This window comes from Streptomyces sp. NPDC101393 (assembly GCF_044767385.1).
Lineage (GTDB): Bacteria > Actinomycetota > Actinomycetes > Streptomycetales > Streptomycetaceae > Streptomyces.
This window is the reverse complement of record NZ_JBIWNU010000008.1, coordinates 17548-30112: the sequence shown is the minus strand read 5'-3', so window position 1 is coordinate 30112 and position 12565 is coordinate 17548. Positions and strand designations below refer to the sequence as shown.

Below are 12565 nucleotides of genomic sequence, written 5' to 3'. Positions count from 1 at the left end.
TCGTGACTGTGGTCGTGATCGTGTTTGTGGCTGTGGTCGTGGCTGTGGTCGTGGCTGTCGGCCATCAGGAGATCACCACCTTGACGACGCCGGTGACGGCAATCTGAGCGAGTGCGAGCGGGATGAGGACCGTCCAGGCGAGCTTTTGCAACTGGTCCTCGCGGAGACGGGGGTAGGTGACGCGCAGCCAGATGACGCCGAAGGCGAGGATCACGGTCTTCAGCAGCATCCACACCCAGCCGAGGCCGTCAGCGCCGAACGGCCCGTGCCAGCCGCCGAGGAAGAGCACCGAGGTCAGCGCGCACAGCACGACGATCCCGGCGTACTCGGCGAGCAGGAACAGCGCGAACCGCAGCCCCGTGTACTCGGTGTAGGCACCGAAGATGATCTCCGAGTCGGCGACCGGCATGTCGAACGGCGGTCGCTGCAGCTCCGCGAGACCCGCGACGAAGAAGACCACGCCGCCCACGATCTGCCACGGCACCCACCACCAGTGGAAGGCGCCGAGGATGCCGGTCAGGGACAACGTGCCGGCTGCCATCGCGACCGACGCGGCCGTCAGCAGCATCGGCAGCTCGTACGCGAGCAGCTGCGCGGCCGTCCGCAGACCGCCGAGCAGCGAGAACTTATTGGCCGACGCCCAGCCCGCCATGATCGAACCGAGCACGCCGACGCCCATGACGGCGAGCACGTAGAAGATGCCCGCGTCGAGATCCTGTCCCACCGTGTTCGGGCCGATCGGGATGGCGACGAGCACCAGCAGGTACGGCAGCAGGGCGACGGCGGGCGCGAGTTGGAAGATCCGCCGGTCGGCGCCCGCCGGGACGATGTCCTCCTTCTGCGCGAACTTGACGCCATCCGCGACGAGTTGCGCCCAGCCGTGGAAACCGCCCGCGTACATGGGGCCGAGCCGCCCCTGCATATGGGCCATGACCTTGTGCTCGGTCTGCCCGATGACCAGGGGGAAGACCAGGAAGGCGACAAAGACGGCGACGAGGCGCAGCGCAATCTCCAGAGCGTCGCTCATGGGGTGTCGCCTCCTGCCGGGTCTTGGGGGTGGGGCTGCCCGGGGCCGGGGGCATCCGGCTCCGCACCGGTTTCGGGGCCGGATGCGGGGGCGTCGGGCTCCGGTTCGGAGGTGGAACCGGGGGCGTCGGGTTCGGACTCCGGCGCGCTGCCCGGCTTCGTCTCCGGCTCAGGAGCGGGCTTTTGCTCAGGAGCCGGCTTGGGCTCAGGAGCCGGCTTGGGCTCAGGAGCCGGCTTGGGCTCGGGAGTCTGCATGGGCTCGGGAGCCGGCTTGGGCTCAGGAGTCTGCTTCGGCTGCCCCGGGTCCGGCTTCTGCGTCGGCTCGGTGAAGGCCGGGCGGGCGTGGTGCCAGGGGGCGTCGGCGGCGGATTCCCTCGCCCGCGGCCGTGCCTCCACGTCCGGCTGCGCGGCCTCGGGCTCTGCCTTGGTCTCGGGCTCTGCCTTGGTCTCGGGCTTTGCCTTGGTCTCGGGCTTTGCCTTGGTCTCGGGCTTTGCCTTGGTCTCGGGCTGTGCCGCCGCTACGGGGTCTGCCCCCGCGGCCGGTCCTGCCCCCGCGGCCGGTCCTGCCTTCGCATCGCGCTCCGCCGACGCCTCCGGCCCTGCCTTCGCGTCCGGCACCGCCGTCGCCTCCGAAGTACCCGCAGCCGGGGACGTTCGGGGCCCCGGCGATGCCTGGGGTGCCTGGGGCACCGGGGCCGCCGGGCTCTGCTCGGTCTCCGCCGGCGCCGGGCTCTGTTCCGCCCCCGCCGCCTGCTGGCTGGCCGAGCCCGCGCTCACGCTCCGCGTACGCCGCGCCGGCCGCTCGCCCGCTCCGGCACCACCGGCCGCAGCGGCACCGGCCGCACCCGCCCGCGCACCGGCCGCACGCGCACCGCGCGCCGGCCGGGCGGGCGCGGGCGGCAGCTGGCCCTTCAGCGGACCCCATTCGTTCGGGTCCGGCACACCTGGCGGCAGCATCTGGCGGCGCTTGGGTCCGCCGTGCTCGGACTCGCCCGGTTCCTTCGCGCCAGGCCATGCCTTGGCGACCCGGGCCGCCAGGACGAAGTCCTTGCGCAGCGGGTGTCCCTCGAAGGTGTCCGGCAGCAGCAGCGGTACGAGGTGCGGATGGCCGGTGAAGTCCACGCCGAACATCTCGTGGGTCTCCCGCTCGTGCCAGCCGGCGCCCGCGTACACGCCCACAGCGGTCGGCAGCGCGGCGGCGTCGTGCGGCACGGTCGTCCGTACGATCAGCCGGCGGACGGTCCCGGGGCGCGCCACATCCGCGAGGTGCGCGCAGATCCGGAAGCCGGTGCCGGGTTCGTCGACGGCGCTCAGCCAGTCGAAATAGGTGCAGCCGAGGTCGTCGCGCGCGGCTGTGAGGGCGTCGAGCCAGCCCTCCACCGGGACATCGACCGTCAGCAGGTCGTACGCCAGCTCCGCAGTGGCGCCGGCGCCGAAGATGTCGCTCGCGGGCCGCGGCAGCCAGCCGACGGGCGGCTCGGCCACCGGCTCGGCCACCGGCTCCGCGACCGGCTCGTCGACCGGCGGGCCGGCGGCAGGCTGGTCACCCTGCGGGACCCGTCCGCTCTCCGGGGCCTGCTCACTCCGCGAACTCGCGTCGCTCCGTGGGCTCGGGTCGCTCTGCTGCTCGGGCGGCTGCTCACTCATCGGGATCCTTCCCCGCCGCCTCAGGGGCCGGCGGCGCCACCAGCCCGCTGCGCAGCGCGGCCGTCGAGGGGCGCTTGCCGCCGCGCGCGTAGCGCTCGCCCAGCGACTCGCGCGCGATCTTCTCCTGCAGCTTGAGGATGCCCTGAAGGAGCGCTTCCGGACGCGGCGGGCAGCCCGGTACGTACACGTCCACGGGGATGATCTGGTCGACGCCCTTGGTCACCGAGTACGAGTCCCAGTAGGGGCCGCCGCAGTTGGAGCAGGCCCCGAAGGAGATGACGTACTTCGGCTCGGGCATCTGCTCGTAGAGCCGCTTGACCGCGGGCGCCATCTTGTCGGTGACGGTGCCGGAGACGACCATCAGGTCGGCCTGGCGCGGGCCGGGCGCGAACGGGATGACGCCGAGCCGGATGAAGTCGTGCCGGGCCATGGACGCGGCGATGAACTCGATGGCGCAGCAGGCGAGACCGAAGTTGAAGACCCACAGGCTGTAGCGGCGGCCCCAGTTGAGGACCACCTTCATCGGTTCGGGCGCGAGCCGGGCCAGCGTGCCCAGGCGCCGCGGCTCCGGCAGGTATTCGGGGGCGGAGCCCTCGGACGCGGCTGCGGAGCCGTGGGAGGCGGGGGTCACGTCCATTCCAGGACGCCCTTCTTCCATGCGTAGAGCAGTCCGACGGTGAGGAAGCCCAGGAAGATGAACATCTCCACGAGCGTCACACCGCCGAAACCGGGTGCGGCGAAGATCGTCGCCCAGGGGAACAAGAAGATCGAGTCGACGGCGAAGATGACGTAGAGGAAGGCGTAGACGTAGTAGCGGACTTGGGTGTGCGCCCAGCCCTCGCCGACCGGGTCCACGCCGCATTCGTACGTCAGCATCTTCTCGCGCGTCGGCACCACGGGCCGCAGCAGCCGACCCGCCCCGAAGGCTACGGCGACGAAGAGCACCCCGATCACGGCGATGATCCCGACGACCGAATAGCCCTGGAAATAGTCCGCGGCGATGGTGGTGCGTACGGTCGCGTCCGGCACGTCCGCCCCTCGCTCCCTGACTGCGCTTGTTCAACGACTCCGACGATCTGTACGCACGGGAGTCTAGGCCCTGCCCCGTCCGCCCAGAGCAGCCGCGTCGCGCCGACGGTGGGGTTGTCCCCACTTCGCCCCACCTGGGCAGCTCGTACCCGACGGGGGCTCCTTCCTACCCGCGCGGGGACGGCGCCCCCGGAGGCGGCGGCGAGGGCGGGGCTCCGTAGGACGGTGTTCCGTAGGACGGGGCGCTCTCGGGCGAGGCTCCGTACGGCGGGGTTCCGTAAGGCGGGGCCCCCTCGGACGGGGCTCCGTACGGCGGGGTTCCGTAGGGCTGCGCGGAAGCAGGGGCGGGGCCGGATGCGGAGGCGGAGCCAGGACCAGGACCAGGACCAGGACCAGGGGTGTGGCCGGGGCCGGGGGCGTGGCCTCCTGGAGCCGCCGACGGTCCGCCCTGGCCCGGCCGCTGCTTTCCCGGGCCACGCGAGACCGCGCGGTTCATCACCTCGGCCGCGATCCTGGCCGCGGCCTGCAGCGTCCGCTCGCCGAGCAGTTCCGTACGGATCGCGCCGCCCGCCGCGAGGTGGCGGTCGTACGGGAGGGGGAGCACCACCGCGCCGCCGATCCCCAGATGCTCGACGGCCTTGCGCAGGTCAAGTCCCGTATCGGGCGCGACGTGGCTGAGCACCACCACCGTCGTCGGCAGCATGCCCGGATGCACACCGCCCACCCAGTCCAGGATCGAGCGGGTGGCCACCACGCCCTCCGGAGTCGCCGGGGAGACCAGCACCCGCGCCTGAGTGGTCACGAGCGCGGTGCGCGCCACCTCGGTGGGCAGCGTCTCGCAGTCCACCACCGTGGTCGCGAAATACCGGCGCAGCGAGGTCATCACCACCCGGTACGTGTCGATGTCCAGCCGCGTACCGATGGCGCCCTGGCTGCCGGGCAGCAGCCAGCCGCCGCCGGGGAACGGCAGCAGATAACCCGTCAGGTCCGTGATCAACATCGACGGATCGACTATCTGCGCCAGGTCCGTGCCCGACCAGCGCACCTCCCGCGCGCCCAGCCGGTGCGGCAGCGTCCCGAGCGCCGGGTCGGCTTCGACCGCCAGCACCGGATCCGAGCGGTAATGCGCATACGTGAGCGCGAGCAGCGCGGCGACCGTGGACTTGCCCGCACCGCCCCGAATGCTGGTCACGGAGATCTGCCGACCGCTGGTCACCGGCTGCTGGATGGCGTACGCGGCCTCGGTGACGGCAGCGGTCTCGGCGGCGGGCGACGACGCGATCGCCCGGCGCACGGCCCGCCCCGCACGCTGCGCCACGGTCTCTCCGTGCCGCGGCTTGGCACGCAGGTCGTCCAGCTCGGGGGGCAGCAGCGGAACGGAGACGGGAGTCGGGCCACCCGACCGGTGAACGGGGGCAGACCGGCGGACGGGCGTGGGCGTGTGCACCGGCGCGGGGGCGGAGGTGCCGCGTGGTGGGGGCGTGGGGCCCGGCGCGGACTCGGGGGCCGCGGCCGACGCGGGGGCGGGGCCTGACGAGTCGGCGACGGGGCCGGGCGGGGGAGGCGAAGCGGGAGTAGCGGGAGTAGCGGGAGTAGGCGTGGGGGCGGCGGTGGGGAGCGGGCGGGGAGTGAGGAGGGGAGTTGACGGAGAGAAAGGATCCGGCGGGGAAAACGGGTCCGGCGGAGAGAAAGCATCCGGCACGGAGAACGGGTCGATGGCACGGGCGGGGCCGGGGGCGGGGTCCGTATGGGGCTCGGCGGCGGTGGCGGGCTCGGGGGCGATGCCGGCCTCGGCGGCGCGCGCGCCGGCCGAAGTGGCGGGCTCCTGCACGGGCGCCGCCGCCTCGGCGGGCGCCTCCACGGACGCCTGCGCGGCATCGGGAGCGGGCATCGGGTCGGAGGTCGGCGTCGCGTCGGAGGCCGGCATCGCGTCGGAGGTCGGCATCGCCTCTGGCGTCGGGAACGGGGCTGCCGTCGACGTCGCCTCCGGCGTCGAGAACGAGGCTGCCGCCGAGCTCGGCTCCGCCGTCGAAGCCGAGCCAGTTGTCCGCAACAGGTCGCCGCCCAACGCGTCTGTGGTCAGCATCGGGTCTGCCACGGACGTCGGAGCCACCGTCGGCACCGGCTCCGCCGTCGGCACCGCCTCGGCCGTCGACAGAGGACCGGTGGCCGAGATCGGGTCGCTGCTCGACGAAGCTGTGGCCGAGATCGGGTCGCTGCCCGACGAAGCTCTCGACGGACCTGTGGCCGAGCTCGGGCCTGTGGCGGAGATCGAGGCTGCCGTCGACGTCGGGTCCGGCGGCCGGATCGGGCCCGGCGTCCGGATCGGGTCCGTCGGCGGCATCGAACCGTCGGCCGCCATCGAGGTGGCGGCCGAGGCCGAACTGACGGGCGGCGGCGGGCTGGTAGCGGGCATCGGGCCCGGTACGGAGGGCGGCTGCAATGGGTACTCCCCCGCGTCGAGGTCGTGCTCCGGCCCCCCGGCCGTCTCCCCGCCGTCGGCACCCACCGGCGCGGTCTTCGACAGGTCGACGCCCCCGCCTCGCTTGGTGCTCGTTCCCGACGCCATCACTCCACCGCCCAAACCGCCCGTACCGCCCGTACCACCTGTACTGCCCCTACCACCCAGTTGATCCTGCTGATCCAGGTGATCCTGCTGCCGCTCCCCCGGCCCCGGTGCCGGACCCGATACGGCCGACCCACCCGATGCGACCGGACCGGCCGAGTCACCACCACCACCGCCACCGCCAGCGTCACCGACACCGGGCATCGGCGCACCTGGCCCGTCGCTTCCGGGCATGTGCTGACGTCCCGGCGAACCCTGTGTTCCGTTACCTGACATGGTCCCGCTGCCGCCTTTCCGGCTCAGAACGTGCGCAGCAGCAGCGTGTAGACCCCGAACGCCCCAAGAGCGACCGGGATCAGCGCCACCACGCTGACCGACTCGACGAGATTCAGCAGCCGGCGCAGCCGGACCTGAAGGTGACCGGGTACGCGGCACGCAAGCACCGTCAGCGGCGCCAACGCAAGTACGCACAGGGCCGCCAGCGCACCCGCCGTGGCCCCCGCGCCGGAAGCCCACTGAAGCAGCAGGCACACCGCCACCGCCGTACCGGCCGCCAGCAGCACAACGACCTCGGCCGCGAGCGGGTAGGCACGGGCGCGCGACAGCAGCACGACGGACAGCAACACCGCGGCAGCCACCGACCAGCCGTCACCCGAGCCGGCGGCGAGGATTCCCGACGCCCCGGCGGAGACCGCCATGGCCACGCCGGCCGGGGCGAGTTCCCGGTGGGTCGAACCCAGCGCGGTGGCCACCTGGTGCCGGCTGACCGGTGTATCGCCGGATCGCCGGTCGTCGAGCCGCGTCAGGCCGGCTGCCGTCAGCGCCAGACGGGGCAGCTGGCCCAGCACGAGCACCGACACCATGCCGAGGGCAACTCCCGTGCGCGCGGGGCCGGTCATCGCCAGTCCGGCTTCCCAGCACCCCACCGCCGACGCCACCGCGCCCGCACCGATGAGCCCGCCACGCCCGAGGGGCGTGCACAGGCCGAGCAGCGCCAAGAGGACCGCTGCCGTCAGGCCGACAGCTGCCAGCCGCGCCGCGCCGGTGCCGGTGGCCTGCCACGCGGCGAGGAGCCCCAGGGATCCGCCCACCAGCAGCAGCGCGGCGCCCAGCGCACCCCGCCCCGGCGAGACCCGTCGCGACACCCCGCAGACGGCTCCCACCGCCGCGAGGACGGCAGCCGCGATGCCCAGCCAGAGCGCGGCTTGCCCGCTGCCGTACCAACGGGCGGCGCAGGCCCCGGCGATCAGCGCCAGCGCCACGCTCCCCGCGCCCGCGGTCCATGTGCGGCTCCGCTCGCCCCATCGCCAGCCGCGCACGTCCAGCTCGTCGGCCACTTCATCGCCGGCGTCGTGCGTCACCGCTGCCGCCGACGAATCGTGCTCCGGCGTCTCCTGCTCCCGTACGAGACGCAGCACGGCACCGTCCGCCACCTGGGCCGATGCCAGCGAGTCGGCCGGCGAGAGCACCGTCCCCTCCACGGTCACCAGACGGCGCGGCTGCGCGCCCTGCCGGTCGCCCAGCGCCCGCAGAATGTCGGGGAGCAGGACCCCGATGGTCTCCTGCGCGGGCACGACGAGTTCGACCCGCCGCCGCTCGCCGACGAGGGTCACCCGGCCGAGGGTCCGCCGCCCGGCCCCCGGCTCCATCCCCGCACTCACACTCACCATGCCGACGCGGCCCCTGTACTACTGGTGTTGCTGTCGTTGCTGGTGTTACCGCCAGCCGGACTCACTCCGGGAGTATGCGAACCGTTCGCGATCTTGTCGACAGCGGACACCGCAGGCTCCTCGCCCGGACTCCGCCGCGCGGAACCCGACTCTCCCACCCGGCTGCCGTCATCCCGCGCCATGCCCTCACCCTCCCCATCCCTGGCGCAACACGATACGGGGCGCCGACGACAACCGACCCGGCGCCGCCGACGACGCGAACTCCCCCGTTCTCCGGCCGGTCTCCGCCTGATCTCGCCCGATCTCCGCCCGATCTCCCCCTGTTGTCCGGTGGCGCTCGCCCGCCCCGGACAGGTCCCTGCCACGCCCCGGGCCGATCGCTGCCCGGGGTAGGGCAAACCCCACCCCCTGAGCCCCGCATACCCCATGGCACCCGGGCCCGCGGCCGGGCAGGCTGGGCCCATGACGGACAGATCCCAGCCCGGCCCCGTTCGTGGCGCCCATGGTGCTCGTGGTGCTCGTGCTGCCGAGGACGCTCCTGGTGGAGCCCTCGGCCGCGACCTCGACTGCGGCCCCGACGGCGACCTCAACGGTGATCTCGGCGGCACCCTTGACGGTGTTTCACCACCGTCGCCCAGAGCGCCGCTCAGCGCCTGGACCTGGCGGGAGATCGCGTACCTGCTGTCCAACTTCCCGTTGGGGGTCCCCGCGTTCGTGGTGATCGTGGTGTGGCTGGCCCTGGGGCTGGCCCTGTCCGTCACCGTGATCGGGCTGCCCCTGTTGGCCACGGGGCTGATGGCGTGCCGGCACTACGGAAAGCTGGAGCGGGCGCGGGCACGGGCGTTGCTCGGGCTGCGGGTGGAGGAGCCGAGTGCGCTGCGGCCGCGCGAGCGGGGATTCTTCCCGTGGTTGTGGACGTGTCTGAAGGATCCGGTGGCCTGGCGGCATGCGCTGTTCGCGTTCGGCCGGCTCCCGTGGGCCGTCCTCACCTTCACGGTCGCCTTCGTGTCGCTCTTCGTGGGGTGGCCGGCGCTGCCCTTGGTGGCGCGCTGGCTGTCGAACGTGGACCGGGCGATGGCGCGCGGACTGCTCTCCCCGTCCGACGAACTGGAGCGGCGGATCGCCGAGCTGGAGTCGGACCGGGTGACGGTCACCGATACCGCGGCGGCCGACCTGCGGCGTATCGAACGCGATCTGCACGACGGCGCGCAGGCCCGGCTCGTCGCCCTCGCCATGGGGCTCGGCCTGGCGAAGGAGAAGCTGCTGGAGGATCCGGACGCGGCGGCGGCGATGGTCGACGAGGCACACGGCGAGGTGAAGCTGGCGCTGCAGGAGCTGCGGGATCTGGCCCGCGGCATCCATCCGGTGATCCTCACGGACCGTGGCCTGGGGCCCGCCCTGACCTCGCTGGCCGGGCGCTGCACGGTGCCGGTCACCACCGCCGTGGATCTGACCGAGCGCCCCGCTCCGGCCATCGAGGGCATCGCCTACTTCACGGTTTCCGAGCTGCTGCAGAACATCTCCAAGCACAGTGCGGCCCGTCAGGCGTCCGTCGAGGTGTGGCGGGTCAAGAACCGGCTGCTGATCCAGGTCCAGGACGACGGGCGGGGCGGGGCGCGGCTGGACGGCGGCAGCGGGATGGCGGGGCTGGCCGAGCGGCTGGGTTCGGTGGACGGGCTGTTCGTGCTGGACTCCCCGGCCGGCGGACCGACCAGGGTGACGGCGGAGCTGCCGTGGCGTGCGAGGACGGCCACGAGGTCCTAGGACGTGTCCGCACCGGCGGGCGGCAGCAGCGGCGGCAGCGCCGGTGCGGGGCCCCGGACCGGAACCACCTGAAGGGCGGACCGGGGCTCCCGGTCCGCCCTTGCGCGGATGCGCGCATGCCGCGCATCGCTCATGTCGCGTACGCCGCGATGGGCCGCGTACGCCGCGATGGGCCGAACCTCAGCTCCGGGGGTGGGGAAAACCCCAGGAGAAGACTGCGCCGGGCCTCATGGTGCGCAAGGCGCCGGTCGCGGAACCTTGCGTCATGAGTCAGCGGACGGAGCCGGCCGCGCAGCGCGAAGAAGCCGCGCAGAAGCCGGCACGGCGGACGACGGCTCGCAGAAGAAAGCACCTTCAGTCAGCACGTACACATAAGGGACAGCCCCGGACGCGGGCGCTGAGCGGGCCGGACCTCCCGGACCGGATACGGCAGAACGGACGACGAGACGATGGATTCCGCATACGCACCACAGCCCCGCGGCTCCCGTGTGCCCGTGGGGCTGCGCGCCCCGTTCTCCGGGCGCACCTGGCGGGAGTTCCTCCACCTCCTCCTCAGCCTCCCGATGTCCGTCGTGATGTTCTCCTACGCGATCACGGTCATCTCGCTCAGCGCCGGCCTGCTGGTGACGTTCCTGGGGATCCCGGTGCTGGCGGCCGGGCTGGCGGGGAGCCGGGCGCTGGGCAGCGTCGAGCGTGCCCGCGCCCGCGCGCTGCTGGATCTGGACGTGGCCGACCCCGCGCCTCTCCGTGCCGCGAAGCCCGGCCTGATGGGGTGGGTGGGCGCCGTGCTGAAGAGCGGCGTCTCCTGGCGGCACCTCCTCTACTCCCTTCTGCACTTCCCGTGGGCGCTGTTCGCCTTCGTCTTCTCGGTGACGTTCTGGACCGTGGGCTGGAGCCTGCTGACCTACCCGCTGTGGCAGTGGACGCTCACCGACCATCTCGGGCAGCCGGGCATCCAGATGTGGGGCGACGGCCACGGCAACGGCCTCTATGTCGACTCCCCGTCGGAGATCGGGATCACCAGCGCCATCGGCCTGCTGATCGTGCTGGCCGGCCCCTGGGTGATCCGTGGGCTGACGCAGGTGGACCGGGTCCTGGTGCACGGTCTGCTGGGCCCGTCGTCCCTGGCCAACCGGGTGACGGAGCTGGAGTCGGACCGGGGCGTGGTGGTCGACACCGCGGCGGCCGATCTGCGGCGCATCGAACGCGATCTGCACGACGGCGCGCAGGCCCGGCTCGTCGCGCTCGCCATGGATCTGGGTCTGGCCAAGGAGAAGCTGACGGAGGACCCCGAGGCCGCCGCGAAGATGGTCGACGAGGCGCATGGCGAGGTGAAGATCGCACTCCAGGAGCTGCGCGATCTGGCCCGCGGGATCCACCCGGCGATCCTCACCGACCGCGGGCTCGGCCCGGCGCTCTCCGCCCTGTCCGCGCGCTGCACGGTGCCGGTGAAGGTGACCGTGGACCTGTCCCACCGGCCGGCCGCCGCCATCGAGGGCATCGCGTACTTCACCGTCTCCGAGCTGCTGCAGAACGTCTCGAAGCACGCCGGGGCGACGAGCGCGACGGTGGATGTCTGGCACACCGCGGACCGGATCATGCTGCTGGTGACGGACAACGGCCACGGCGGCGCGAGCTTCGGCGCCGGCACCGGCCTGGCCGGCCTTGCCGAGCGGCTCGACTCGATCGACGGCCTGCTGGTCATGGACTCCCCGAAGGGCGGACCGACCTCCGTCACCGCCGAACTGCCCTGGCGGGGCTAAGGGCTGTCATTGGGCCGTAGGCAGCGGACCGGGCTCGCCTCCGCGGTCGGCGCCCCTGGGTGCGGAGGCCGCCCGCCGGTGAGGCCGGTGAGCGCTCCAGGAACCTCCCTGGTGAGCGGCGGCCGCCGCGCCGAGACCATCCGCCATACGGACCAGCCGCTGGTGGGCGGGGCCGGGACGGGGGTCCGGCCCCGCCCACCAGCGGCCACGCCCGCCCCACCCCACCGGCCCCCGGCCGCACCCCACCGGTCCTGATGCTCACGTCAATCCACGTCACCCGCCCCGGTCCGGTCCGGATGCTGGGATGCTGGGGGCTGACAGGGCGGGGCCCGGGGACTGACGAGGCGTGGGGGAATCTGAGTCGTGGAGGACAAGGTGCGGGTGGTCATCGCCGAGGATTCGGTGCTGCTCCGGGAGGGCCTGACCCGGCTGCTCACGGACCGCGGGCATGACGTCGTGGCGGGCGTCGGCGACGCCGAGGCGCTGATCAAGACGATCGGCGAGCTGGCGGACGAGGGGGCGCTGCCGGATGTGGTGGTGGCGGACGTACGGATGCCGCCGACGCACACCGACGAGGGCGTACGGGCCGCGATCCAGCTGCGCCGGGAGCACCCCGGCCTGGGGGTGCTGGTGCTCTCGCAGTACGTCGAGGAGCAGTACGCGACGGAGCTGCTGGCGGGTTCGAGCAGGGGTATCGGCTATCTGCTGAAGGACCGGGTGGCCGAGGTGCGGGAGTTCGTCGACGCGGTGGTGCGGGTCGCCGGCGGCGGGACCGCGCTGGATCCGGAGGTGGTCGCGCAGCTGCTCGGCCGCAGCCGTCAGCAGGATGTGCTGGCCAAACTGACGCCGAGGGAGCGGGAGGTGCTGGGGCTGATGGCCGAGGGCCGGACGAACTCCGCGGTCGCCCGGCAGCTGGTGGTCAGTGACGGTGCGGTGGAGAAGCACGTCAGCAACATCTTCCTGAAGCTGGGCCTGTCGCAGAGTGACGGGGATCACCGTCGGGTGCTGGCCGTGCTCACCTACCTCAACTCCTGATGATCTGACACCCTGTCAGATATGCAGGCCGGGGCGACGCAGGGGCGATATCCACCCAAACCGAC

The 12565-nt window shown here is 73.0% G+C and carries 10 protein-coding genes; 4 read left to right on the top strand and 6 right to left on the bottom strand.

What is annotated here, in order from left to right; genetic code table 11:
- Nucleotides 1-64 precede the first annotated feature (64 nt).
- The 5 genes from nuoH to ACIRQ7_RS24880 all read right to left on the bottom strand — a co-directional run bounded on the left by nuoH (nt 65) and on the right by ACIRQ7_RS24880 (nt 5020).
- Nucleotides 65-1027, bottom strand: a complete 963-nt coding sequence (nuoH, locus tag ACIRQ7_RS24900) for an NADH-quinone oxidoreductase subunit NuoH (protein ID WP_404264980.1) — start codon at nt 1025-1027, stop codon at nt 65-67.
- A complete protein-coding gene (locus ACIRQ7_RS24895) occupies nt 1024-2673 on the bottom strand; it encodes an NADH-quinone oxidoreductase subunit C (RefSeq protein WP_404264979.1) in 1650 nt (549 codons plus the stop codon). Before ACIRQ7_RS24895 ends, nuoH begins: the two co-directional genes overlap by 4 nt.
- Nucleotides 2666-3310, bottom strand: coding sequence for an NADH-quinone oxidoreductase subunit B (locus ACIRQ7_RS24890; RefSeq protein ID WP_401474372.1), 645 nt, complete (start codon nt 3308-3310; stop codon nt 2666-2668). Before ACIRQ7_RS24890 ends, ACIRQ7_RS24895 begins: the two co-directional genes overlap by 8 nt.
- A complete protein-coding gene (locus ACIRQ7_RS24885) occupies nt 3301-3702 on the bottom strand; it encodes an NADH-quinone oxidoreductase subunit A (protein WP_401474369.1) in 402 nt (133 codons plus the stop codon). The genes ACIRQ7_RS24890 and ACIRQ7_RS24885 overlap by 10 nt, the downstream gene beginning before the upstream one ends.
- A 166-nt stretch (nt 3703-3868) precedes the next feature.
- Nucleotides 3869-5020, bottom strand: coding sequence for a hypothetical protein (locus tag ACIRQ7_RS24880; RefSeq protein ID WP_404264978.1), 1152 nt, complete (start codon nt 5018-5020; stop codon nt 3869-3871).
- 397 nt (nt 5021-5417) lie between these two features.
- Here ACIRQ7_RS24880 and ACIRQ7_RS24875 point away from each other — a divergent pair, with 397 nt between their 5' ends.
- Nucleotides 5418-6335 (top strand): hypothetical protein, encoded by a 918-nt coding sequence (locus ACIRQ7_RS24875; protein WP_404264977.1) that lies wholly within the window; start codon nt 5418-5420, stop codon nt 6333-6335.
- Between the two features lie 232 nt (nt 6336-6567).
- Here the strand turns inward: ACIRQ7_RS24875 and ACIRQ7_RS24870 are convergent, their stop codons facing one another.
- Nucleotides 6568-7938 carry an EsaB/YukD family protein gene (locus ACIRQ7_RS24870; protein ID WP_404264976.1) on the bottom strand — a complete coding sequence of 457 codons (1371 nt, stop codon included), beginning with the start codon at nt 7936-7938 and terminating at the stop codon, nt 6568-6570.
- A 462-nt stretch (nt 7939-8400) separates the two neighbouring features.
- Between ACIRQ7_RS24870 and ACIRQ7_RS24865 the strand changes: the two genes are divergently transcribed.
- The 3 genes from ACIRQ7_RS24865 (at nt 8401) to ACIRQ7_RS24855 (ending at nt 12500) form a co-directional block, all read left to right on the top strand.
- On the top strand, nt 8401-9702 hold the full coding sequence (locus ACIRQ7_RS24865; RefSeq protein WP_404264975.1) for a sensor histidine kinase: 1302 nt from the start codon (nt 8401-8403) through the stop codon (nt 9700-9702).
- 449 nt (nt 9703-10151) lie between these two features.
- Nucleotides 10152-11465, top strand: coding sequence for a sensor histidine kinase (locus tag ACIRQ7_RS24860; protein WP_404264974.1), 1314 nt, complete (start codon nt 10152-10154; stop codon nt 11463-11465).
- 375 nt (nt 11466-11840) lie between these two features.
- Nucleotides 11841-12500, top strand: coding sequence for a LuxR C-terminal-related transcriptional regulator (locus tag ACIRQ7_RS24855; protein ID WP_401474817.1), 660 nt, complete (start codon nt 11841-11843; stop codon nt 12498-12500).
- Nucleotides 12501-12565: the final 65 nt, after the last annotated feature.